The 25,503-nt window shown below is 46.5% G+C and carries 19 protein-coding genes and 1 pseudogene; 6 read left to right on the plus strand and 14 right to left on the minus strand.

Features of this window, described 5'->3' with window-relative positions:
* Nucleotides 1-54: 54 nt before the first annotated feature.
* Complete coding sequence (locus tag V1498_RS21495) at nt 55-678, minus strand: YczE/YyaS/YitT family protein (protein ID WP_409296210.1); 624 nt, start codon at nt 676-678, stop codon at nt 55-57.
* Nucleotides 679-867: 189 nt separating this feature from the next.
* Between V1498_RS21495 and V1498_RS21500 the strand changes: the two genes are divergently transcribed.
* A complete protein-coding gene (locus V1498_RS21500) occupies nt 868-2,529 on the plus strand; it encodes a glutamine--tRNA ligase/YqeY domain fusion protein (RefSeq protein ID WP_409296211.1) in 1,662 nt (553 codons plus the stop codon).
* A 111-nt stretch (nt 2,530-2,640) separates the two neighbouring features.
* Here V1498_RS21500 and V1498_RS21505 read toward each other — a convergent pair whose 3' ends face one another.
* Nucleotides 2,641-4,761, minus strand: a complete 2,121-nt coding sequence (locus tag V1498_RS21505; protein ID WP_409296213.1) for a peptidase M6 — start codon at nt 4,759-4,761, stop codon at nt 2,641-2,643.
* A 397-nt stretch (nt 4,762-5,158) separates the two neighbouring features.
* Here V1498_RS21505 and V1498_RS21510 point away from each other — a divergent pair, with 397 nt between their 5' ends.
* Entirely contained in the window at nt 5,159-5,413 is a 255-nt protein-coding gene (locus tag V1498_RS21510; RefSeq protein WP_409296215.1) for a hydrolase, read from the plus strand.
* An 82-nt stretch (nt 5,414-5,495) separates the two neighbouring features.
* Here V1498_RS21510 and V1498_RS21515 read toward each other — a convergent pair whose 3' ends face one another.
* From V1498_RS21515 to msrB, 3 genes are read right to left on the minus strand one after another with little or no spacing between them, the layout of a single operon-like run.
* Nucleotides 5,496-5,939, minus strand: coding sequence for a threonine/serine exporter family protein (locus tag V1498_RS21515; RefSeq protein ID WP_409296217.1), 444 nt, complete (start codon nt 5,937-5,939; stop codon nt 5,496-5,498).
* A 14-nt stretch (nt 5,940-5,953) separates the two neighbouring features.
* The gene (locus V1498_RS21520; RefSeq protein ID WP_409299416.1) at nt 5,954-6,703 is read right to left on the minus strand and encodes a threonine/serine exporter family protein; all 750 of its coding nucleotides are present in this window, start codon (nt 6,701-6,703) and stop codon (nt 5,954-5,956) included.
* 6 nt (nt 6,704-6,709) lie between these two features.
* A complete protein-coding gene (gene msrB, locus V1498_RS21525; RefSeq protein WP_409296219.1) occupies nt 6,710-7,687 on the minus strand; it encodes a peptide-methionine (R)-S-oxide reductase MsrB in 978 nt (325 codons plus the stop codon).
* A 118-nt stretch (nt 7,688-7,805) separates the two neighbouring features.
* Here msrB and V1498_RS21530 point away from each other — a divergent pair.
* Nucleotides 7,806-8,867, plus strand: a pseudogene (locus tag V1498_RS21530) (NupC/NupG family nucleoside CNT transporter); the annotation flags it as partial.
* Between the two features lie 145 nt (nt 8,868-9,012).
* On the opposite strand, the gene V1498_RS21535 reads toward V1498_RS21530, so the two are convergent.
* The 3 genes from V1498_RS21535 to V1498_RS21545 form a co-directional block, all read right to left on the minus strand.
* A complete protein-coding gene (locus V1498_RS21535) occupies nt 9,013-9,606 on the minus strand; it encodes a hypothetical protein (protein ID WP_409296221.1) in 594 nt (197 codons plus the stop codon).
* 15 nt (nt 9,607-9,621) lie between these two features.
* Nucleotides 9,622-10,803: a hypothetical protein gene (locus V1498_RS21540; RefSeq protein WP_409296223.1), complete on the minus strand. Its 1,182-nt coding sequence runs from the start codon at nt 10,801-10,803 to the stop codon at nt 9,622-9,624.
* 420 nt (nt 10,804-11,223) lie between these two features.
* Nucleotides 11,224-12,279, minus strand: coding sequence for a hypothetical protein (locus V1498_RS21545; protein WP_409296225.1), 1,056 nt, complete (start codon nt 12,277-12,279; stop codon nt 11,224-11,226).
* A 276-nt stretch (nt 12,280-12,555) separates the two neighbouring features.
* Between V1498_RS21545 and V1498_RS21550 the strand changes: the two genes are divergently transcribed.
* Entirely contained in the window at nt 12,556-13,485 is a 930-nt protein-coding gene (locus V1498_RS21550; protein ID WP_409296227.1) for a DUF1672 family protein, read from the plus strand.
* 15 nt (nt 13,486-13,500) lie between these two features.
* On the plus strand, nt 13,501-15,594 hold the full coding sequence (locus tag V1498_RS21555) for an SA1320 family protein (protein ID WP_409296229.1): 2,094 nt from the start codon (nt 13,501-13,503) through the stop codon (nt 15,592-15,594).
* Between the two features lie 90 nt (nt 15,595-15,684).
* Here V1498_RS21555 and V1498_RS21560 read toward each other — a convergent pair whose 3' ends face one another.
* Nucleotides 15,685-16,878 (minus strand): class I SAM-dependent rRNA methyltransferase, encoded by a 1,194-nt coding sequence (locus V1498_RS21560; protein ID WP_409296230.1) that lies wholly within the window; start codon nt 16,876-16,878, stop codon nt 15,685-15,687.
* Between the two features lie 531 nt (nt 16,879-17,409).
* Here V1498_RS21560 and V1498_RS21565 point away from each other — a divergent pair.
* The gene (locus V1498_RS21565; RefSeq protein ID WP_409296232.1) at nt 17,410-19,062 is read left to right on the plus strand and encodes a M20/M25/M40 family metallo-hydrolase; all 1,653 of its coding nucleotides are present in this window, start codon (nt 17,410-17,412) and stop codon (nt 19,060-19,062) included.
* Between the two features lie 269 nt (nt 19,063-19,331).
* On the opposite strand, the gene cstA is transcribed toward V1498_RS21565, so the two are convergent.
* From cstA to V1498_RS21590, 5 genes are all read right to left on the minus strand, one after another.
* Complete coding sequence (gene cstA / locus V1498_RS21570; RefSeq protein ID WP_409296234.1) at nt 19,332-21,125, minus strand: carbon starvation protein CstA; 1,794 nt, start codon at nt 21,123-21,125, stop codon at nt 19,332-19,334.
* A 139-nt stretch (nt 21,126-21,264) separates the two neighbouring features.
* Complete coding sequence (locus V1498_RS21575) at nt 21,265-22,011, minus strand: LytR/AlgR family response regulator transcription factor (protein WP_409296236.1); 747 nt, start codon at nt 22,009-22,011, stop codon at nt 21,265-21,267.
* Complete coding sequence (locus V1498_RS21580; RefSeq protein WP_409296238.1) at nt 21,986-23,767, minus strand: LytS/YhcK type 5TM receptor domain-containing protein; 1,782 nt, start codon at nt 23,765-23,767, stop codon at nt 21,986-21,988. Before V1498_RS21580 ends, V1498_RS21575 begins: the two co-directional genes overlap by 26 nt.
* 157 nt (nt 23,768-23,924) lie before the next feature.
* Nucleotides 23,925-24,545, minus strand: coding sequence for a DUF4878 domain-containing protein (locus tag V1498_RS21585; RefSeq protein ID WP_409296240.1), 621 nt, complete (start codon nt 24,543-24,545; stop codon nt 23,925-23,927).
* Between the two features lie 249 nt (nt 24,546-24,794).
* A complete protein-coding gene (locus V1498_RS21590; protein ID WP_409296241.1) occupies nt 24,795-25,499 on the minus strand; it encodes a response regulator in 705 nt (234 codons plus the stop codon).
* Between the last annotated feature and the right edge of the window lie 4 nt (nt 25,500-25,503).

The following is a 25,503-nucleotide window of genomic DNA, read 5'->3' on the forward strand; positions in this document are numbered from 1 at the left end:
GGACTAAACGGAAAAAAGCCCCAATCTTTAAAAAAAGGGGCTAATTCGATGAGTTTAGGCGGCTTTTCTGTCAGGAGCTGCCTTGCCGGTCCGTTTCCTGAAGAATTGGAGGGAGAATTGGAAAACCGGGCTTTGTATTAACGTATAGATGAAGGACATGATGAACACCGGTCCTCCAAGAAGCAGGCCTAGGATCAGCACAGTGCTTTCCGTCAGGATCCTTGCCTTCGCTACCGATATTCCTGTTTTCTCCGATATGGAGAGCATAAAGCCGTCGCGCGGACCGGCGCCGATTCCTGCCGCTACATACATGCCCCCGCCTATCCCGGTTATGGTTATGCCGCACAGGATGATGAGGTAATCGACCCAGGTATGAGTTGCGTGCGGCAGTATATCCAGCCACAGAAAAAAGTCGATAATCGGCCCGATGGCCAGCGCATTTAAAAAGGTTCCGATGCTGATATAATTTCTGGCAGTCACAAGCAGCACGCCAATGAGGACCAGTCCGGCTGCAACACCCCAGAAGCCGATGGTCATGCCAAAGCGGTCATACAGGGCCACGCTCAGCACATCCCACGGATGCAGCCCGAGATGCTGGACTTCTATTGCTATGGATATGCCCAGGCCGAAAAGCACTAGGCCAGAGAAAAACATGGAATATCGAATAGATAATGGCATGTATAACCGTCCCTTCAGATGTGAATTATGTTAATTATTGTATAACGTTTCCCTGAGACTGTATATCAGGTCTTTCATATTGCGGCAAAACTGAGGCTGCCATATTGGATATTCAGTAAAAATCCTGTATTTATCAGCCATGTTCAAGTAAAATTATGAGTACCATTTTAAAAGAAAGAGGGCAGTGATTTGGAACCTACTAATTCTAATTTTATTAGAGATATCATAAAAGATGACCTTGAGACAGGCAGACGCGACCATGTGGTCACCCGTTTCCCTCCAGAACCGAATGGATACCTCCATATCGGACACGCAAAATCTATCATCCTGAATTTCGGAGTGGCTGATGAATTCAATGGCAGGACCAACCTGCGATTCGATGATACAAACCCTCTAAAAGAAGATATAGAATATGTGAATGCCATCAAGGAAGATGTAAAATGGCTCGGATATGATTGGGACGGCTTGTTCTTTGCTTCAGATTACTTTGATGAGATGTACGAAAGAGCTGTTCTGCTCATCAAAAAGGGACTGGCATATGTGGACGACCTGTCTGCAGTTGAAATCCGCGAGTACCGCGGTACATTGACAGAGCCAGGCAAGGACAGCCCTTTCCGGAACCGCAGCGTGGAAGAAAACCTGGATTTATTCGAGCGCATGAAAAAGGGCGAATTCGGTAATGGCGAAAAAGTGCTGCGTGCGAAAATTGACATGTCCTCGCCGAACATCAATCTCCGTGACCCGGTCATTTACCGGATTGCCCATGCTATACACCATAATACCGGCGATAAATGGTGCATCTATCCGATGTATGCCTTTGCTCATCCGCTGGAGGATGCCATTGAGGGCGTCACCCATTCAATCTGCACAGTCGAGTTTGAGGATCAGCGCCCGCTCTATGACTGGGTTGTGGAAAAATGCGAGATGGAAAGCACTCCCCGCCAGTACGAATTCGGCCGCCTGAACCTGACAAATACCGTCATGAGCAAGCGCAAGCTGAAGCAGCTTGTTGAAGAAGGCTATGTAGACGGCTGGGACGACCCGCGGATGCCGACCATCTCTGGGCTTCGCAGAAGGGGATATACACCGGAAGCCATCCGGGCCTTCTGCCATGAAATCGGAGTCTCCAAAAGCGCAGGGACAGTGGATACCGGGATGCTTGAACATTTCGTCCGGGAAGACCTGAAGCTTACCACACCGAGGACGATGGGCATCGTCAAGCCGCTGAAGGTCGTGATCACGAACTATCCGGAGGGGCAGTCAGAAATGCTGGAAGCTGAAATCAATCCGGAAAACCCTGACATGGGAACGAGGCAGATTCCATTTTCCCGCGAAATTTATATTGAACAGGACGACTTTATGGAGGATCCTCCTAAAAAATATTTCCGCCTTTTCCCAGGAAACGAAGTCAGGCTGAAGCATGCTTATTTCATCAAATGCGAGGAAGTCATCAAGGATGAAGAAGGCAATGTGATCGAAATTCGGGCCACCTATGATCCGGAAACAAAGAGCGGTACAGGCTTCACGGGCAGAAAAGTAAAAGGCACCATCCACTGGGTGGAGGCTTCCCAGGCTGTTCCAGCCGAATTCAGGCTCTATCAGCCGCTGATCCTCGATGAAGACAGCGAAGAGGCGAATGAGGACGAAGCGTCAACCTTCCTGGACCATGTCAATCCAGATTCCCTCGAGATCCTGCAGGGATTCGTCGAGCCGAACATGAAGGATGTAAAGCCTCAGGACAAATTCCAGTTCTTCCGCCACGGCTACTTCAATGTAGACCCGAAGGACACCGCTGAAGGGCGCCTGGTATTCAACCTGATTGTTTCGCTAAAAAGTTCGTTTAAACTGTAAGAATAGAAGCCGGCATCTGCCGGCTTTTTTTGTTTCTAGTTGTCAACCTTCTGATAAAATTCAAAAAAGCCTGCTGGCGGGAATGCACCGGCAGCAGGCTCCATGAACTTTTCATTTCTTTTTATTCTTATTTTTCTTCTTTTTGAATTCAAATTCATAGGTGAACTCTACCGGATTCCTGTCGCCAGGAGGTGCCGCATAGGTGGTGATCATCGAGTTCGTCCCGTCCTGGAAGAGACGGTGAATTTCATTGAACTTTTCTTTATTAATGTTAAATGGATCAAGAGTTACCACCTTATAATCTGTTTTGTTCCCTTTCACCTTTTCATTGATGAAGGTAATTGTATACTCCACATACTGCTTATTGATTTCATTCATTGATTTAAAGGCAGGCGTCAGGGTCCCATCCGAAGTGAAGTTGATCTGCGGAATCTTGATATTATCAATAAACCACCCTTCTTCGTTGGAGCCCCAGTCAGTCAAATAGCGGAACGAAATCAGGATTTTTTTGCCGTCATAGGCTGCCAGACTGAATTTTTCATTCGTCCAGCCGCCATTTGTTCCTGTGAAGCCCGGCACATTTTCCTTAATTTTCGGATAGCCTTCGTCCACTACATCTGTTCGGGTATTCTCATTCGAAAGGCTCTTCCACGTCTTCCCGCCATCTTCCGATACTTGAACTACGCCAAAATCCCACTGCTCTTCAATCTTATAATAGGTGTCAAAGGTTAGGGCAGAGCCCTTGGCGTTCGTAAGGTCTGCTTCGAGAACGATGGCATTGTCCGACTCATCGCCATTGTTCCCCCACAGAACCTGGCTATTTGGATTTTTTGGGTCGGCGGTCTGCATCCACGGAATCGGCAGGAATTCAATGCCATTGAACTTCACACTGCGCACCTTTTCTTCAAAGTCCAGCTTCTTGAAATCACCGCCCCAGGCCGGGACCCCTTCTTTCTCATATTGAACAGCTTTTTCATAATTGACCGTCATTCCGCGCTTTGTTCCATTATTATCAACAGGTAGATCACGCAGATCAATGCTTTCGAAATTATAAGGATCCTTCTTTTTGCCGCTGTCTATGGCAAGGGCTGTAATAAAGTCCTGATACAGCTTTGTGAAATCCATCTTCTTGATTCCGTATTCCTTAAAGGTCGCATTGATGCTCTTGATCCCCTGCTCCTTGTTCAGGGCAAGGTCACGTATAAATTCGCGGCCGAATTTATCATACATATAAAGCGTGAACAGATACACCTGTCCATAATCCGCTATGGTCTCAGGGCCGGTCGGTGCTCCCTGATGCTCATCCCAATTCACAAGTGAATTCTCGGGATGGTCGAGGTAAAAATTGATGGAGCTGGCATCATGGCCGTATCCTCCCAGATACTCCGAGAATGTGGACATCCCCTCATTGATCCACGTTTCCTCCGCCCCATCATTGTCTGCATGGATCAAATGCTGCAGTTCATGAATCGTGGTTCCAAAGAAGGTGGACTCCAGCCTGGTTTCCCAGCTGTTCGTATCAATCGTAATAATATTCCGGTCGATATAGTTTTCGAGTGTCTGCCAGTAAAAGCCGGCAACGAAAAATGGATAAGCCGGATTGGTGTAATTTTCATCCTGGATATTATCTACAAGCATGATAACCTTATCACTGCCTTCATAGTAGCCGGCTGGTACGTTTTTACCTGCAAGCGGTGATTGGGATCCGTCATGCTTGTCCGGTGTTCCGAAGAATTCTGTAGCCTTGGGATAGATATTGGAATCAAACTCGTTTTTGAGCTTGTCCACCTGCTCCTGTGTGACTACATGGGCAGGGCGGGAATCACCGGCTGGGAATGACAGGTCATTTGCCACCCAGATCTCTACATTATTGCCGACACTTCTAAGTGTAAAAGGCTTGAATTTTAAGTTGCGGTTCAGGAATTGCTTGGTTCCGCCGTCATAGGTGAAGGAGCTGCTGGAGCTTTTAGTTTCAGTGGAGGAGGTTTCATTGAAATTGATCTTCTTGGCCTGTTCTTTTATATTTTCAAGCGCCTTCCTATTGAACGCATCATCCTTGGAAAGCTCATTCAGATATCCATCCACATCCATCCTGTCCCCATAGCGCTCAACGTCCCATTTCTCTGCAGCCGGCGCTTTATTCCCTGCGGCCTTGGCAGTTATCGCAGCCGGAGAGAATAGAGATAGTGTCAATGCCCCTGCTGCTAATACGGAAAATAGTTGTTTTTTCACTGGCAATTCTCCTTTTAAATTATAATTATTTATACGACTCATTTATCTTAACATATTGAATATTCAGATTAAAATTGTTGAACAGTACACCATGCCTTTCATTCTCTCGTTTTATGTCAGCAATCTACACATTTTTCAATCAGGTGCAGAGTCTATTGTCCTATGAATTCCACTATAGGTTTACACTACTCACATGAACCGCTTACAGAATAGTTCTATAAGACTATTCTTTCTACATTTTTTTAGCAATGTTCAAAACATCATAGAATGGCGCCTCTGGAGACTTTACTAGTTTTACATTAAAATGTGCTTTCAGACTACGATATTTAACCACTCAATTGAATGGTTACTTTCATATGTTATCTATGTAAGTAATTAATTAACTGGGGGTTTTACAATGGGTGAAGTTATTTTCCGCCGTCATTCTAGACGAAAGAACAGATGTAATAAATGCGTATGCGATCAGCTGAGAGGGCTGGATCGGGGTACTGAAGTAGATGTATTTTTAGCTGGGGGCCAGGTTTTAGAAGATGTTATCTTTGAAGATTTTGACAATAGAAACTGTTGTGCTGAATTCAGGGATGAAGAGACTGAACCAGGAACAACCATTTTTGTAGACTGCAGAGATATTGTGGCTCTTCGAATCGAATAGAAAATAAAGGGACTTCGGTGTTTTTTGGACGAAGTCCCTTTTTACCTTTATGACTGCTGGTTTCTCCTTTCAAGAATAACGATCATCCCTTTACATAGCGCTGCTGGTCTATCTTTTTAATAATTTGATTCAGCACTTCTGAGAGAATGATCCCTACTGCAATGGCCCCAGACAGCATGAACGCTTTCGCCGCGCTATTGAGGGCAGCATTATAATCATTTTCCACAAACTTTCTCATCGCATAATATGCCATTCCGCCGGGCACAAGCGGAATCATGCCGGCTACACTGAAAATGATGACTGGCATCTTATACTTTCTTGCAAAAAACTGGCTTAAGATGGCTATGAAAAAGGCAGAAATTAAAGTCGCCAGCACTGTGTCAAAGTGATTTTCATAGAGTACCACATAAATCAGCCAGCCGGCCATTCCAACAATTCCACAGTTAATCAGCGCCTGCCTTGGAATATTAAAAATAATGCCGATTCCGGCTGTCGCAAAAAAACTAGTCACCAATTGTCCCAGCATCGCTTCTCCACTCCTTAAAATATTGAAAACACTACGGCTATGCCTGTACCGATAGCTGAGGCGGTCAGGAAGGCTTCCGCCCCTTTGGACAGCCCCGAAACCAGATGGCCGGACATTAAGTCCCTGACGGCGTTCGTAATCAGAAGTCCAGGAACCAGAGGCATAACGGAGCCGATGATAATCTTGTCCGCTTCATGGCCCGCTCCAGCCGCTTTTAAGGAGAAAGCAGCCAGACCGATTACAAAAGCGGCCAGGAACTCGGCAAAAAATTTAACTTCCACAAGTTTGTGTATATAGAGAAAGCAGATATATCCCAGGGCACCGCACAATACAGCGGGCAGGAAGTCGATCCAGCCGCCCATGAACATGATGACAAAGCAGCCGCTCGAAATGGCGGCCGCGAGGATTTGAATGGCCAATGGATACGTCAGATTACTCTTTTCCAATTCCCTAAGCTCTCTTGCCGCCCCTTCAATGGAAAGTTCACCATTGGTTATTTTTCGGGAAATACTATTTGCAGCCGTCACCTTGGCAAGATCTGTTTCACGCTTTGCAATCCTGATCAGCTTTGCAGGTATCACACCATCCAGCGAAAAGATGATTCCGGTGGGCGTCACATAACTGTGTGCCCCTGAGAGCCCATAATGGCCGGCGATTCTTTCCATCGTATCTTCCACTCTATATGTTTCCGCACCGTTTTGCAGCATGAGCTTTCCTGCCTGCAGGCAGAGCTCCATAACATCAAATGCTTCTATTTTCATCATTTCCATTTATCTGTCCTCCTGCCGCCCGCCGGGAAAGAGGATCAAAAAGTCCTCATAGCCCTCTTCCTTCAGTTTTTCTTTTGGAATGAACCTCAGGGCTGCCGAATTTATACAATACCTCAGCCCTCCTGGACCGGGTCCATCCTCGAATACATGCCCCAAATGAGAGTCGCTTTCTCTGCTTCTGACCTCGGTCCGCGTCATCCGGTGGCTTAAATCAAAGCTTTCCCTGACACTTGCTGACATCACCGGCTTTTTAAAGCTTGGCCAGCCGCAGCCGCTGTCATATTGATCTTTCGATGTGAACAGCGGTTCTCCGGAAACAATATCCACATAGATGCCTTCCCTGTCATTGTCCCAGTACTCATTGTCAAAGGGCGGCTCTGTCCCATTTTCCTGAGTGACATGATACTGGATAGCACTGAGCCTTTCTTTGAGCACCGAACGGTCTTTGGGCCAATACCGCCTCTGGAATTCTTCCCGCTTTGAGCCCTTATGGTAGAGAGCATAGCGGAAAGGGTTTTTCTTATGAAATCCCTGGTGATACTCTTCTGCAGGATAAAAGGGGGAAGCAGGCAGAATTTCTGTCACGGCCGGCCTCTCAAAGCGTCCGCTTGCATCTAATTCCGCGCGGGATTTTTCAGCGGCCCCCCTCTGTTCCTCACTTGTATAAAAAATGGCCGTTTTATAAGAATGGCCCCGGTCCGTAAACTGTCCGCCAGCATCTGTCGGATCAATTTGCTGCCAGTATATGTCCAAGAGGTCTGTATAAGGAAAAACGTTTGGATCATATTCAATCAAAACGGCCTCATAATGGCCGGAGTTTCCACGTGTTACTTCCAGGTACGATGGGTTCTTAGTAACCCCTCCCGTGTATCCGGAGGTAATACTGTAAATTCCCTCTTGTTCCTCAAAAGGGGCAGCCATGCACCAAAAACAGCCCCCCGCAAAAATCGCCCGCTCTAAATGAAGGCGGTTTTCCATAAAAAATCGGCCTCCCTGATAAACTTCTAGTTCTAGGTTCTATGTTAAATGCTTGCAAGCTGCAGCCGAAAGGAAATTTAAATAAAATAATATCCTATTCATACTTATCATTTAGTTCATTCTAGCGTATATCCTGCTGAATACAAAATTTGGGCTGGTGATCATAAGAGGCATAGCCGGATTGTTTGAGAGGCTGTTATCTTATGCAGCAGAAGGGATCATTTTTGTGTTCGGAGGCCTAATGCCTAATGAATGAAGGGGCTGGTTCCTTTTTTATAAATGTCCTGCTGCCCATCGTCTTCATATCGGTGTTAAATCGGCATATTGCAATACTTTAAAATCCTGCCTTTCGTTATGCAGGGCATAGGTCTTGTTCTTAGCAAGATCAACGGAATGGGCCGATTTGAATCCTAAAATGGCATGGCTTCGGCCATCGTCGGCCAGTCCGAAGCCTTTATCACCGTCAAAAAACAGCTGGGCAGGTTTTCCTCACTGCGTCTCTATACTCTATGTGCTTCTGCTATGTCCACTGTATCCATGTCGATTGCCGGGGCATATATGACCATGATTCGCCCAGATATGTGGTGACAGCCATCGTCCTTGGATTTATTTGGCGGTTTTATCATTGCCACCATCATAAATCCCTATAAACTTGCTGACAATGAGGATATTCCCTGGAAATCGTAGAGTCTGAGCAACAGATTTTTTTTGAGATGATTGGCGAGATATGATGGACGGTTTCAAGGGGGCGGTCGTGATCGCTGCTATGCTCCTCGGCTTCCTTGCCCTGATTTCCATGGTCGACAATGTATTTGGTCTTATTTTTCACCTGACTTTCCATGAGCTTCTTGGCTGTGTTTTTTTACCAGCCGCCTTCTTGATCGGTATCCCTGCATCTGAAATCATTGATGCAGGCGGGATTATGGCTACAAAGCTTGTTACCAATGAGTTTGTCGCCATGGAACAGCTTGCTGAAGTATCTGAAAAATTCAGTCCGAGGACTCAGGGAATCATTTCTGTATTCTTTGTTTCTTTCGCCAACTTCTCATCTATCGGAATTATTGCCGGTGCTGTCAATGGCCTTGATTAAGAGCAGGGGAATACTGTTGCACGCTTCGGGTTGAAGCTTTTATACGGCGCAACGCTTGACAGTGTGTTATCAGCCATCATTGTAAGCTAGGCTTTATAACGAACTCCATTCTCAATCCCTCTGGATAAATATACAAAACCGTTTACCATGGAAACTCATTTGTTATTTCAGAATAATTTAGATCAGCTTCTCATAAACAAAGGCCGGCCCCTAAAAACTGGGGCCAGCCTTGTATTCACTTATTCATATGTGAGAGGAAATCTCCAAGGAGGTCTTGCAGATCCTCTTCTTCGTCCGCTTCCTGCTCCTGCGTCTGAGTTCCTTTCGCCGCTTCCCAGTTAAAATCGTCCAGATCGTCATCTGAAAAGCCAGTAACGGGAGCGGGGTCTTCTTCAGGCACCCCAGCCGGGGACGGCTCAGCTTCTGCCTTTCTCGACTCTTTTGGCAGCTCTTCCTGGAGATATAGAGCCTCATCAAGGTCACGGGCATTGCTGTTAAGCGCCGCCAGCAAAGATGCAGAGCGGACCGGATCTGAAATCAGCTGATAGAGGATGCTTCCAAGCAGCGCCTCTGAATGTTCATGCTTCAGCCAGTCCCTCTGCGCCTTGCTTAATTGCTTGGGAATGGGAATGCTGATGGTTTCACGGTCTCTGATCATCGTATTCATGACGCCATCCATCACATAATCCGCTATCCGGCTTGAGAAGTTCCGTTTTTCCAACTCTTTAAGCTTTTGCAGCTGTTTGATCACATGATCAGGAGCATCGGAAGGGATACGGAAAGAAAGTGCTTGTCCGCGTTTAATTCCGTTTGATGAACTTATACTCATAATTTCACCTTATCTTTAAGCTTTTACAGGCTTTTTATCCTCAGCTTTTTTAGCATCCTTCTGGGATTTGCGCAGATTATCCGAAATTAATTTGTAATAGGCGTTAGCCATCATCCAAATGCTTTCCTTTTCATCCTCGAAGAAGTCGATATTATAGCCATCCAGATTGTTGTTCAGCGTTTTAATATAATCCTTCAGGATATTCGATCCTCCACCGACAAAGTAGCAGATTTCTGTCTGCGAATTTTTTGACCACATATTACGAAGCAGTCTGTACTGTTTCTTGGCAAGCTCAACCAATACCCGATCGACAATATCATGTACGCTCGTACGGCTTCCGCGGACCATAATGTGATTCCGGTCATTTTTCTTCGTTATGATTTCCACAACATCACGGCGGCTGTCCAGTTCCACTCCATGCTTGGAGCGAATTTCTTCCCTAATCTGTTCCAATGCATCAGACACTCCAAGATTGAATCCCTGTGCCTTATCGTCATCTACATTACGGTTTTTGATCACGGCGATATCTGTTGATAATCCGCCAATGTCCTGAATCAATATACTTTTATTAATCAGGTCTTTATTGATGATATTCAAGTTATTATCCATAACCAGGTTAATGAATGCAGCAAACCCTTCAGGATAAACTTTCACATCATCAAACTTAATATTCACTTTGATGCCCTGATATTTAGGGGTCACTAAAAATTCCACCTGATGTACCGAACCGATCAATCTTGAGCGGTAGCCGGCGTCCTTACCTTCCTTCACTTCCCGGAGCGGCAGGCCGGTACCAAGTGTATAGCTTGCATCCACAACATTATTCGAGCGTTTGAATTCACCTGGGTTTTCATCCCTTACCGCATCAAGCGCAAGTGATGCAAAAAGCATAACAAGCGTCTGGTCTTCTTCAGACTTACTGCTGCCCGGATCCAGCTCTGAAGTATTGTCACTTTTAGTCGCAAGCGTTCCCACACGGTAGATTGCATTGTTTTCACTTAATGCAGGGGAGTGCACTCTTATATGTATCCCATCTAATGGGTCTTTGCTGTTCAATTCTTCAATTCCGATAATCGGACGATCTTCTATATCTCTCGCAATGGCGTTTGGAATATTAAGCTCATAATCTAAATCTCCGAAGATAGCTTTCAATGAATCATTTCCAACATCAACTGCAGCTACTCTGCTTTTACTCATTCCAACCTATCCTTCCATAGTAAAATAAAAATCTTAGTGCAGGAATTTACCAGCCCTATTGTTTCTATCCTATACGAATCGAGAGTTTTTTACAACGGACTTTCGATTCATCTCTTTTTGTTTACAAATCCGTATACTTGTAAACATTTTTTGTTTACTTGTCATACAATCATGTATACATCCCGTCATATCAACATGTATACATGATTGTATACATGTTTACATATTTCGTTTACATCGTATACATTTTTGTAAACATGTAAACGAAATATGTATACAATGAAAAAAGTTATATTTTCTACTGAATTCACAGTAAGAAAATTCATTTGTTGGCTAAAAAAAAGAATCCCCTGACAGGAGCACCCACCTGGTAAACTATGAAAAAGAAGCTCCCAATGGGGGAGCTTCAAGCTGAAGAGGTTAATTTTCCGAGAGTGATTGATAAATACGGGATACTAACTTTTCTTTGGTCTTATGAACGCCGGCACATTCTGGAGAACCTGATTCCAATCCAAGATTATAGATACCATACGCTTCTTTTAAGTGGGCAGTGGCTGCCTGAACTTGTTCTTTATACCTCGCAGAGACGTCCTTCAGTTCACTTTCGTACTTCTCATCTGTTCCTTCAGCAATCACAGTTCCATACATATCGATTACGGAGTCACCCTCCCGCTCAGGAAAATATTCATGCGGAGCGGTACTATCAAAGATGGCAAAGCCCAGTTCCCTGACAATCACCATATCAAGGCTCTCCGGGTCAAAGCCGCAGTGATAAATTTCCGTATCAAACCCTCTTGCTTCAGCCTGTTTAGCCAATTTTTTCAGGAGAGTGGACTTGCCAGATCCAGGACGTCCCTTGATGAAGAAGCGATGACGAAGCGATTCTGTTAAATTAGGTACGAAATCAACAGAACCACGGGGTGTTGCCGCACCTAAGTACCGGTGCCTGGCGACTGCCTTCTTGTTATTTCTGTTCTCCCCCAGCAGGTTTCCGATCAATTCATCCGTCAGCTCGTCGGCCTTCTTAAAGTCCATGCTGGAAATATAAAATTTTTCCCATTCATCATGAATGGAGAGAGCGTGGGAAAACTTTGAATAGGCATGCTTCAGCTGCTCATTAATCCTGCCTTCCAAAAGAGAGGAAAGAGCCGGACCCTCATCCACCTGAATAATTTCCCTTTCACATCCCGGCACTTCCTCACCAGCTATTAAATAGTTCACGATACCAATTCTCTGCCCAGGCAGCACGACACCGTCAACCGCATCTCCATTGAACGGGCTGTGAATGAATTCTATATCCCAACCCTTCCCTGCCATCTCTTCCCCTATCTCCCTGATCAGCTCAGAACCAATGTTCAGAGATTCAGACTTCAGGACAAACAGCTTTTTGATTCCAGTGAAAGCGCCCTTTCCCAGATTGACAAACCCTCTTGCTGTATGACCGCACACAAAATAATGCAATATCCTGCCCGTCATGTATGCTCACGCCCTTTTCTATGCAATATTTGCACTGCTCGCTTTAGACTATGCAGCGGCCCATAACTGGGTGAATGCCTAAACGCGTTTAACCCACTCTGAACCGGTTAAATATCCCTAAGGGTTTATCCTTCTTTATTCCTGTTTTTGGTTTCCGAGCCCCTCTCCCCCTCATTTGAATACACAACAGCATAGAATTTTAATACAATTGAAGATGGATATAAGTGTAAATTTTCAACTATTTTTAGATCAATGGCGGCTGGGAGGAATTACTGGATGATCTCAAAAAAAATAATCATTCCACTACTTGTAGGAACTTCATTGATTGCGGGGGGCTGCTCGGATATGGATAAGCCGGATAAGAAAAAAGAAAGTGTCAATGCAGGGGAAAAAGCTCCAGATAAAAGCGCGGAGTACGTGAGCGTACAGGAATATAACGGGGATGGCTATATGCTGGAAGGCGGTCAGAAAAACGGAAAGATAGCGGAGGAAAATAAAGGCGAAATCGCTGAGCAAGTGGAATTCTTCTTTAAGGAAAAATACAAATCCGAAGTGACTGTCCGCAATATCGCAGGAAATAAAGACGGAGCCACTGTATTTGTGGAATCAAAGAACGTCCCTTCCTTCAACACCTATGCAGTCGTCCCGATCGATCAAGAAGGCAGCGTCAAATATGATAAGATTTACACCCAGGAAGGACAGGCAGAACAGGCCATTCAGACCGGCCTCTACCAAATGGCTGCCGAAAAGTCCTTTAACAGACTGGATTCGTATCTCAATGATTTCATCCGTAAAAATGGCCTGACAGGCAAAAACCCTGAAGCCGCATCCAAGCTCGGAAGCACCGGTTATACTACTCCATATTATTATGTAGACACAGCAGGAAGTTCGCTTCAGCCGCTCTATGACGCATATTTGAAGAATCCGTCCATCACCAGGGAAGAACTTCAGGCACTCTACGATTCCTCACCAATAGAACCGGAAAAGATCTTCATAACCATCCAATTATTCATGAAGGAAAAAGGCGCTTCGCCTGATAAGAATGCGTTCAATAAGCTGGTCGAAGATATAAAACAGCTTTCAGATATACCAAAAGGTTCCTATGGCATAGTCGTGAATGACAACCGAGTCGACAAAAAAACCGGCATGGGAATCAAGGATAATTCTTTGGAACACCTTCTGCCAAATCTGATCATTAAGGAATAGGAGGAACATCGTCCCATGAGTACTAAAATTCCTGTCAAAAGGTCAGCTGATACAGATCAGGATTTAGTGGAGCTTGCCGGTTACCAGGCCTATCTGCATAACGAAGTGAACAGCACATTCAAGGTAAATGGCAAGGATTATATAGTGGCCGACGTGAAATATAACCATCCATCCGGCCTTGACGCCCTTACTGTCATGAATATTGACACAAAGGAATATACCATTGTCTATGTAGGCACAGATGCCGGGGCAGAGAATGGAAGACAGGACATCATAACCGACATCCAGCTCATGAGCAAGATTACGCCGGCACAGGTCCAGGCGGCTGAGGATTATTATAACGAAATCAGCGCCAAGAGCATCAATGTGAACGCAGTCTGCGGCAATTCGCTGGGCGGCGGCCTGGCTGATGCTCTCGGCACCAGGCACCCTGATGTCAGAACCGTGACACTGAATCCCGCCCTCCTCCCAGACGGCCACGCAGATCTAAATAAGGATTATAAGAATATCACAAACTACTTCAGCCGCTATGATGTGCTGACAGGCGGACTGTCTGCCCTGCACCTTGATGGCAGGATTCCAGGAAGACAGTTTCATATCAATAATGGCATCCCGGGTTTCGAGTATTTAACGACCAACCATACCGGCTACTTAAAGAACGAGGATGGGACTCAATTCTATGAAATCGGTGTTGAAGGCCAGGCTGGGCATGGCAGGATTTATATCGATGCGGACGCCCACATCGTCACTTCTGTATGGACCGGGGAGCCGCTCTATGGAGGACGGACTAAAAGGATAGAAATCAATGCAGGTGAGCTTGATCAGCTGGCTGGCGCCTTAAAAAAGCAGGTAACCGGGCGCCTGGGCCTTGCGGCTGAATATCTCGGCCACTCCGCTGAAATCATTGTGGACGAAGAAACCAGGTTTGCAGAACGTGTAGCAAGACTGCAGGATACCTTTCAGGAGCTTTTCGAGAATGCGGTCACTGACCCGATCTTCCAGGGAATCACCACGACAGGCTATATGTTCAAAGCAGCCATAGACGCCTTGATTGCCCTGCTGAATACTGCGGAAGCCAGGTGCCGGTTCCTGAACAGCCTGCTCAATTCGCCGCCTGCCCAAATAATTGAATTTGTAACCTCCACAAGTATTGATGTCGAGGGATTCTTTGGGGCAGCACGCAGCTTTTTAGAAGACATGAAGGATAAAATTGATGAACTGACGGGAATAGCCGGCCGGATTATTACCGGGGATATTCCCAGACTGTTCAGAGGCGGGACAGACATGGCCGCAGACGCAGTGGTCGGGGAATTGAAGAGCCACTACGGAATTATCAGCCGCAACAAGGATAAAGTACAGTCCCATGTTTCCGAATTCGAGCATCAAGTCAGGGATACGGGCAATGCCTTCCATAACAGAGACTTAAGCCTTTCCGGCTCCATAAGGAATAAGAGCGGACTTTCTGCTGCGGATAAAGTACAGGGCACAAATGATTATGCCCTGGAGGATTCCCCTTATCTCAAGACAGGTATGGCATTCAAGGAGATTTTTCTTGAATCTGCCTATGCATCGCTGACAGGCTCCGTCCATGTCCTGGCTGTAATTCCTCTGTTTACCCGCATAAATCTATTAATACGGGCAGTCGAGGAAGTGCTTGAATCCATATCAGCGATGATCAAGGGCGCTGCCAAAATAGCGGTATACGGCACTCTCCCCGGCCTTTTCATGAGCCTCATTTCCGATTTTAACGAGAGAATCGAAAGGGCCATCCAGGAAGCGCTAAAGCCCCTGGATGAGCTTGCAGCCACCATTGAAGGGATCAGGAAGGGTGTCGATCAGTTCATCCTCCATTTCCCGGAAGTTATCAGGAATTTCAGGCCATATTTGGATTCAGCTCTGTTTGAGAATTCAAAATACTTCAATGTTCATCTCTATAACTCTGCCGCCCTCGCCATTTTGGAGGAAATGGAGCTCCTATTCGGCGATATCATCTTCCAGCTCCAGGGACAAAAAGCAAATGCAATCGATACATTAGCGGCCGTTTCAAAAAAGGTGCTCCATAACTTTAACGTCTTGGATGAACAAGTAGACAGGGGCACATTAAATTAGGGTTTCTGCACCCTTTTCCTGTAAAAAAGTTGAAAACTTGTTTAAAATTACAAAGAGGTTTCCCGCTTGCGGGAAACCTCTTTTCTTTTGTCAGCGTTTCTTTATAAATACTACCTTGAGGTAATCACCCTCAGGAAATTCTTTTATTGTCTTAAAATCAGCGGGCAGGGAATATTCCTCAAGGATTTCATAGCGATTTCCGGATTCTTTGAAAGCAGTATCTATGAACCCCCTGAACTTGTTCATGCCAAAGGTGGCTGCATTCGTGGAGGCTGCGATGATTCCATCTTTTTCCGTGATGGCGATGGCTTCCTTCAACAGGTTTTTATAATCCTTCTCAGCGCTGAACACATATTTCTTTGATCGGGCAAAGCTTGGAGGGTCAAGGATAACGAGGTCAAATTTTAAATTCTTGCGCACCGCATATTTAAAATAATTAAATACGTCCTCTACAATGATATCCTGAGCTTCATAATCAATATCATTGATGCTGAACTGCTCTATTGTCTTCGCGCGGCTCCTGTTCGCCAGGTCCACGCTCGTCGTCTTGACAGCCCCTCCAAGGGCTGCTGCCACCGAAAAAGCCCCTGTATAGGAAAAGGTATTTAAAACCGTCCTGCCGGCCGCATAGCGGTCTCTGACCGCCTTCCTGACCTCACGCTGATCAAGGAACACCCCTACCATCGCGCTTTCGTTCAGATAGACCGCAAAATTAATTCCGTTCTCCTTCACGATCAGCGGAAACTCGCCTCTCTCACCGGTTACGAAATCATCATCCTCTAAGTACATGCCCTGTGCATCAAATCTCTTCTTCTGATAAATTCCCTTAAAAGCTGCCACCGCCTGCAGGGCGTTCAAAATATCATCCCTGAACTGGTAAATGCCTGCGCTGTACCAATGGATTAAATAGTAGCCATCAAAATATTCAACCGTGAAGCCGCCTGCACCGTCCCCCTCCCCATTGAAGACACGAAAAGCATTCGTATCAGGGCTATCAAATAAATTTTTCCGCTTCTCTATTGCAGCCTTAAGCCTTTTCTCGAAGAAAGCCTGATCAATCTGTTCTTTTTCATCACGGGATAAAACCCAGCCATAGCCTTTATTCTGCCGTCCATAATACCCTTTTGCTATAAACCGGCTGCTCTCATCGACGAGATCCAGAATCTGGCCCTCTTCCTGCAAATCCCCGCTATTCACAAGAGCTTCCTTTACAATCAAAGGGTACCCGCCCTTGTACTTTGCTGCAAATCTCGATTTTATCTTTATCTTCAATTGATTTTTCATCGTGTCATCCTAACTTTGTTTACTTATACTCTCTATTTTACACAAGTTGAAGACCCGTGAACCGTAAAAGGTTTTTTCTTTCCTTCATTCAGGAAAAAACGTTCCATCACCATTGTTTAACATTGACTTCTTACAGAACTTATAAAAACAAACAACCTTATAAGCCTCTTTTCAAAAAGTTTGTTGTTTTTGTGTTTCGTAAGGAGAATTGCCAAGTAGACTGCCGCTTTAGGTGCGAGACTCCTGATTCTGCTCGCCTTTCGACCCTCCAGTCATAAGCCAGTCTGGCTATGGAGAGAAGTGGATTCCCCAAAGGTAAAGCCGCGGAGGCTCACCGCCCGCCCCGCGCAGGTGAGGTGCCTCTCGCTGCAATCCACTTTTTCATTCAACAGCCACAATGTCTGCGAAAACAACCTTTTATAAAAAGTTTTTCTGAAATTATATTTCCTGGGCAATGTTTTGTTAATGCTCTCCTAAAGTCTGTTAGAATACCTATAGATTTTATTTTCATATAAAAAGGAGCAAGAGGCTATGCTGCAATGCCGTGAGGAAGTATTGAACTTTACGAAACAGCTGGTAAGTATTGAAAGCATTGTAAATACCCCAGGGGAGAAGGTAATGGCCCATTCATTATATACGCTGCTTACCACCTTCCCTTATTTTAACGAAAATCCTTCACAGCTGATTCTTTCGCCGACAGTAGATGACTCAGAAGAACGGTATAATGTGCTCGCCTGCGTCAAGGGAACCAAGGGTAACAGCAATCGGACAATCATCCTGATGGGGCATATGGATACCGTGGGAATAGATGATTATAATCAATTGAAAGACCTTGCCTGTTCACCCGATGAGCTGATGGAGGCACTTCAGGATGGAGATTTGCCTGCCGCTGCCAGGGAGCATCTGGAGTCAGGGGAGTGGATGTTCGGCCGCGGTGTTCTGGATATGAAAAGCGGAGTGGCCAGCCATCTTTATCTGCTCAATTATTATTCTGAGCATCCGGAGGAGCTCGATGGCAATATTGTCTTCCTTTGTGAATGTGATGAGGAGGACGGCTCGCATGGAGTCCTGTCTGCCCTTCCTATCTTAAATGACTGGAAAGAGGAGCATAACTTTGATTATGCCGCAGCCATCAATGCGGATTTTGTTTCCCCGCGCTATGAAGGAGACGAGAACCGCTATATATATAAAGGGACGGTCGGCAAGCTGCTTCCTTCCTTCTTTATCACAGGTGCTGAAACCCATGTAGGCTCCTGCTTTGAGGGACTTGATCCTAATTTCATCGCAGCCGAGCTTACCAGGCAGATCAATTACAATCCAGAGCTCAGCAATGAAGCCTATGGTGAGACAACAGTCCCGCCTGTGTCACTGAAGCAGACGGACCTTAAGCCTTCCTATACCGTACAGACCGCATTGTCAGCTTATGTGTACTACAATTTCTTCATCCACTCATGGTCACCGAAGGATGTACTCATAATGCTGAAGGAACAGGCCCAACTAGCCTTTCAGAATGCCCTGGACCTGTATGACGAAAGGTACAGGCAGCATTGCAAGCTGACGCATGAGCCTTATTCAGCCCGTTCCTTTACGCCGTCCGTCATGACTTATGAGGAAATGGAAAAGCTTCTGATAAAAGAAAATGGTGAAGCATTCACTAAACATATGGATGGGTTCAAAGAGACTCTCATGCTTGATGAGAGCCTTGACACCCGCATGTTCGCAGCCCGGGTCGTCGAGGAAGCGTGGAAGTGGATGAAGGATAAGAGTCCGGCTGTCATTGTATTCTACTCATCCCTTTATTCGCCCCGGATAGAGCTTGCCGGCGGTTCTCCGGGAGAGCAGGCGCTCATACAGGCCCTGGACGATGCAGCCGCCAAAATCCAGCCAGCTTATCCGCACCCGATCGTCACAAGGAACTTCTTCCCGTACATTTCTGACATGAGCTTTGTCGCCCTGAGTGATGACGAGGAAGGAATCGGCGCTGTTAGTAAAAACAACCCGGGATGGGGAACAAAGCATTATGTGGATTATGCCAGCATAAAGAAGCTGAATGTTCCTGTGGTCAACATCGGACCCTACGGAGTGGATGCCCACAAGATGCTCGAGAGGATGGAACTGCATTATTCCCTTGAGATCGTACCCAATCTTACCCATCTCGTGATCCAGAACTTGTTGAATGGGTAAATTACAGGCCCTTTGCGGCCTGTATTTTTCTGTAGAAAAGGAGCGGAGCTGCATGTATGATAAGGCTTCCAGCAGCTAGGTACATTTATCTTGCTGGCATACTGCCTGTGCCTTACTCCGCTCCACCCTTTTTGTGTTTGTTCCTGATTTTGACTGGGTTCCTTTCCATGCATCGGTTGCGAGTAGGAAACTCATGTTTGTTTTCTTACCAATAATTCTATAAAAACAAAAAACACTGCAGCCCCGGAAGGTTTGCAGTGTCCTTTTAGTTATGCCGTTTTCTTATTCAGCTTTAGTGCCGGTTTGTTCCAGGTTTCCAGCCAATTCTTGACGGCTGTGATCATGATGACGACCCCTAGCACAAGCATGATGATGGACAATACAGCATTGAGGACGCTGTAGCCTGTCGCAGCGGAATTAAGATAAACATTCTTGACCATCCAATAGCCGGCATAATTGACGGTTACATATAGATAAGCCAGCGGAATAAGGCATGTCAGCATATATCGGCGCTTGTCCGCCACTTTCAGGATGATGGTAGCTCCGATGATCAGCCCGATGGAGGCCATCAGCTGGTTGGATACCCCGAATAGTGCCCAGACAGATCCAATATCGCCGGAAAACAGCAGATATCCCCACAGGAAGCAGGCCAGTGCGCTGGCAAAGATGTTTCCTGGAATCCAGTCCACCCTTTTAAGAGGCTTATAGAAAGCTCCTCCGAAGTCCTGAATCAGATAGCGGGCAACCCGGGTACCTGAGTCGATGGCTGTCAGGATGAACAGCGCCTCAAACATGATGACAAATTGGAAGAAGAAAGACGAAAGCTTGGAGAACCATGATATATCGGTAAAGATATAGGTCATGCCGACGGCAAGCGTAACAGCGCCCCCTGTCCGGCCTTCAAGATCAAGACCGATGTCCTTGCTGAGCTGGGCTAAATTCACCGTCTCCATTCCTAGTGTCTTGAACACTTCTGGCGTGGAGTTGATGGCGAAATAATCGCCGGGATGCAGAGCGGTCGCAGCCACAAGTGCCATAATGCCCACTACACATTCCACTAGCATCGCACCAAAACCAACAGACTTGATGTCACTCCAGCGGTCAAGCATCTTCGGTGTTGTCCCTGAACCGACAAAGGCATGGAAGCCAGAGATCGCTCCGCAGGCAATCGTGATGGAGATGAACGGCCAGACCGGGCCGCTGATCACAGGACCTCCGCCGCCAATGAATTCTGTGAGGGCAGGCATCTGCAATGTTGGATTGACTATAAAGACGCCGGCAATCAGGGCAACGAATACGCCTATTTTCATGAAGGAACTGAGATAATCGCGCGGTGCAAGCAGCAGCCATACAGGCAGTGCGGCCGCAAAGAATGCATAGATTGGCAGAATCAGTGACAAGGTCTTCACATCCAGAGTGAGCCAGTCACCAAGGACTGAATCCTGGATATATGGACCGAAGAATACAGCGGCCATGATCAGCAGGAAGCCTACTATGGAAGCTCCTTTCAGGTTTCCGGTCTTCCTGTGGTACAGCCCCACACCCATAGCAATCGGGATTGTGATGCCGACTGTGAATGTGCCCCATGGATTATGCTCCAATGCGTGAAGCACGACCATTGAGAGCCCTGCCATTGTAATTGTAATGATGAACAGCATAGCAAGTCCTGTGCAAAATCCGGCCACAGGGCCAAGCTCCTTCTTCGCCACTTCGGCAAGTGATTCGCCTCTTTGCCTCATGGAGGCGAAGAGAACCACTGCATCATGGACCGCACCGCCGATTACTGCCCCAATCAGCAGCCAAAGCAAGCCGGGAAGATATCCGAATTGCGCAGCCAGAATCGGGCCCACCAGCGGGCCAGCAGCGGCAATGGCGGCAAAGTGATGGCCGAATGTCACCCAGCGGTTAGTCGGCACATAGTCCTTGCCATCCTCCAATTCGTGCGCAGGGGTCTTTTTGGAATCATCTAATTTTAAAACCTTTACAGCCATAAAGGTTCCATATAAGCGATAAGCTATCATAAGTATACAAATAGAGCCAATTACCATTGAAATCGCATTCATTTTTCTGTCTGCCCCTCTCTGTTATCGTTCTATAGCTCTACTATACGCCATGAAAATGGAATGACAGCGTTTTCACAACAACTCGCAGAAAACCAGCCCTGACCTGCAGATTAAAGGGGATAAAATGCAAAAAAGGACCTTAAAAACCAAGCAGGTGTTTAAGATCCTTTACATATGTCCGGCTGACGGGGATGCTTGTCCCCTCTTTCATGATCAGATTATAGGTGGAATTGAACCAGGGCTGAATTTCGGCTATATAATCCACATTCACAAGATAGCTCCGGTGAACCCTGATCATATGAAGATTTGTGAGCTTCTTCTCCACCGCCGATAAGGCTTCGGGCATTTTATACTCGGCCTCCATGGTTTTAAGCACGGTTCTTCCCTCAGCGCTTGCCAGATAGACAATTGAACCGGTGTCAACCAGGATAATCCGCTCATCGGCATATACAGCGAGCTTTCCTGTCTGGAAGGCAGGCATCGGTCTTGATTCCGCTGATGCTTCTGCTTCGGGTCCCGCTGTTCCTCTCAGCGCTTTTATCTTATGGATCGTCTGTCTGATTCTGTCTTCATCAAAAGGCTTCAGCACATAATCGACCGCATCCAATTCAAAAGCTTTTAGCGCAAATTCATCATAGGCAGTGGCAAAAATGATGGCGGGAGAGAAGTCCAGCCGGCGGATTTGGCCAGCAAGCTCCAGGCCGCTGTCTTCGGATAGCTCGATATCCAGAAAGATCAAGTCGGGTTTCAATTGCTTGATCTGCTCCAGGGCATCAATCATGCTTCCCGCTTCACCGGCTGTTTCTACTTCCCTTGTCCTTGCCAGGAGATATTTCAGTTCATCCCTGGCAAGGGGCTCATCATCCACTATAAAGGCTTTCATCATGGCTGTTATAACCCCCCTTTCTGTCTGCAGGTAACTTGATGGAGATGGAGGTCCCTTTTCTGTCAGGACTCGCTATGTTAAACCCGGCTCTTTGGTTATACATCCGATCCAGGCGCTCCCTGATATTCACCAGTGCCGTCCCCGTCCCGTGACGGGATTCCATGGTTTCCTTACCCAGAACGGCAAGCTTCTCCGGCATAATTCCATTTCCATTGTCCTTTACACCAATATGCAGAAAATCATCATTAATACGTGCCGAAACCAGCACTTCTCCCTTCTCTTTTGAACGCGAAAAGGCATGCCTGATGCTGTTTTCCACAAGCGGCTGCAGGATGAAGGGAGGGAGCAGACTTTTTTCCGCTCCTTCCTCAATCTCAAACCTCACTTCATATTTATCGGGAAACCGTGCCTGCTCAAGGGAAAGATAGGCTTTTACATGCTCAATTTCCTTTTCCAGGGGGATAAGGATCTGGCGCGCCCCCTGCAGATTGCTGCGGAAGAAATGGCTTAGTTCAAGCAGCAGCTTCCTGGCCTTTTCAGGGTTTGTCCGGCATAGTACGGAAATGGTATTGATGGCGTTAAAAAAGAAATGCGGATGAACCTGGGCCTGCAGCGCCTTGATTTCAGCGTCCTTCAGGAGCTTTGTCTGCTCTTCGGCCTCAGCCAGCTCCAGCTGGGTAGAAAATAAGTTGGCCAGTCCCTCGGCCAGCTCCTTCTCCACTTCCGTCAAGGCTTCAGGACTTGTAAAATAGAGCTTTAGTGTACCCACCGTCTTGTCATGAACCTTAAGCGGCAGCACGACAGCCGCCCGGAGCGTGCAGGATTCCTGCATACAGAGGATTTCCTCACGGCTCTTTGCAGTCAGCACCTTCCCCTCCTTCAGCACTCTTTTTGTCAGTCCGGTGGAGAAGCCTGACATCGGCACATGATGATCGGAAGCTGCGCCGGCATGAGCCAGGACGCCTGTGGAATCTGTGATGGCAATCGCATCGGCATCCGTCAGCCCAAGCATGATCTCCGCCACCTGCCTGCATGAGTCACGGTTAAGGCCGCGCCGGAAATAGGGAAGCGTCTGGTCTGCAATATAAAAGGCCTTGCTTGTCTGCAGCGCCTTTGTCCGTTCCTGCTCGCGCAGGATATATTGAATGATCAGCATAAACAGCAGCATGCCGAGCGCATTGATAGCGACCATAGGGATGCCGATGATTTTCACCAATCCCCAGGCAAGCTCGAAAGGCCTTGTTACGGCAAGGATGATTCCCATCTGGATAATCTCCATGGACGCACCCACACCAACCGCAAAGGCTGGAGTAATGGCTTTTTTCTTCCTTCGCTGCATGCCAAGGTATCCTGCCGCCGCACCTGCCACGACGGCGGATATGGCGCATGCTTCCGCTGTAAACCCGCCGAGGAAATATCTATGAATTCCGGAGATAAGCCCGATCCCGATGCCGGCTGCAGGTCCGCCCAGCAGGGAACCGATTGCTATCCCCATGATCCGGGTATTGGCAATCGCACTGTCCGGCTCGACTCCGATCAGCCAGCTGTTCTCTGTGATGGTATTATGCTTGATTTCTATTCCTGTATAATTGCTGATGATGCCAAAGAGACCAAAAAAGGCAATCAGCACCAGCTTTTCTTTATAGCCCTGCTCATTGTGGATAATCCTGCGGAACGACTTGATCTGTGACAGAAGGAACACCGCCATCAGGATTACGCCCACACGCTCAATCATCAAGGGTATAAGATTGATCAAAAGCCTTCACCCCCCACCTAATAATTATTCCATATTACTATAGCGCTCCAGCCTCTGTCGAACAACTTACTTTTATTTACAATTATGATCCTGCTCCGGCAAGCATAAAAAAAGCCTCCTAAGGTGCTAGGAAGCTTTTTTTGAGTGTATACAATTATCATTTTTTGCTGCTAGCGGGCTCCCCTTCCTCTGCTTCTCTAAGGGATTGTTCAAGATCGTTCATATTCGCAAGTACAGCCTCTTTCAATTGATCATTCGCAAGAATCTTGTATTCTCCCTTTTTATCTTTTTTCAGGGTCAGGGTCACGCTTCGTGTATCGAAAGCAGCGTCTTCCGAGGTCAATTTTTTAATAATTGTCTTTTCCACCAGCTTATCAACGGCTTCTTCTGAGTCTCCTCCTTCAACAAAAGCAGCAGCAAGTGCAGATGGCATCAATTCGCTCATGGCGCTGCCGATTGCCTCCTTCACATCCACAGAGGTTACTTTGACTTTGACCTTGGCCGTATCTCCTTTGGAAGAAACCTCTTTTGGAGTCTCGAATTTGTATCCTTTAGTAAAGGCGGTCATTAATTTCTCACTTACTGGTCCATCCTCCTCTTCCCCGGTGCTGAGAGTGGACTTTAATTGGCCTTTAACAAACTTTCCAGCTTTTTCTACATCGCCTTTTTGAAAGGAAGTGAGAAAGCTTGTAACAGTATCGGCAGGCTTTGGGCCGCCGCATCCAGTAAGAATTAAAGATAGGACAGCAGCAGAGAGGACTGATAGTGTTTTTTTCATGATGTGATTCTCCAGTTTTTTCTTTCATTATACTAAATGTTCCAATGTAAATAGAAATGACTTTTATAAAAAGTGAGCGGTTTTAACAATATTTGTATAAACAATCTTGTGCTATGAAACTAACATTATAGCATGCCAAAACGTTTAACCTTCCTGAGCAGGAAGGAGTTATTAAGGACTGATTCACTATCGTCGAAGGCAAAAACCTCAAGATGCATTTTCTCGAAGATGGCTGCAAGCATCCCTGTATCAGCCTTCCACTATGTACACTCTCTCAGGCCGGCCCACTGTTCCATAAGCCAGGTCGGCCTTGACCTTTTCCTCTGAAATGAGATGTTCCAGGTATCTCCTTGCCGTGGTCCTGCTTACTCCGATTTCCTTTGCCACCACTTCTGCTGTGAGACCCATATGCGCCCTCGCCAATACCTCCAGTACTTTTTCAAGAGTCAGGGGATCGATCCCCTTTGGTAAATAGGCTTTTTCGCCGCTGCCTGCTTCCATTTCTTTTCGCAGCAGCTTATCCACCTGTTCCTGTGTAACCTGAAAACCGCGGCTTAAAGAGCGGAGATTGCAATGATATTCCTGAAACCGCAGAAGTGCCTGTTTGAATCTATCAAACACTACCGGTTTTATGATGTAATCGAATACACCGATGCTGATGGCCTCCTGGACTTTATTTATCTCTTTTGCAGCAGTGATCATGATCACTTCGATCTGCCTGCTTTGCATTTTTGTTTCTTTTAAAAGGTCAAGCCCGTTCATGTCAGGAAAATGAACATCCAGCAGCAGCAGATCCGGCTGCATGACTTCTATAAAACTTTTTGCCTCTGCATAGCCTGCCGCAATCCCCACTGTCTGAAATCCTTGTAACTGCTCGATGAACCGCTTTTGGATTTCTGCTATCCGCAAATCATCCTCCACGATCAACACCTCTATATCGCGACTTCTGTCCATGAAA

This window comes from Paraperibacillus marinus, from assembly GCF_046237605.1.
GTDB lineage: Bacteria > Bacillota > Bacilli > Bacillales > DSM-1321 > Paraperibacillus > Paraperibacillus marinus.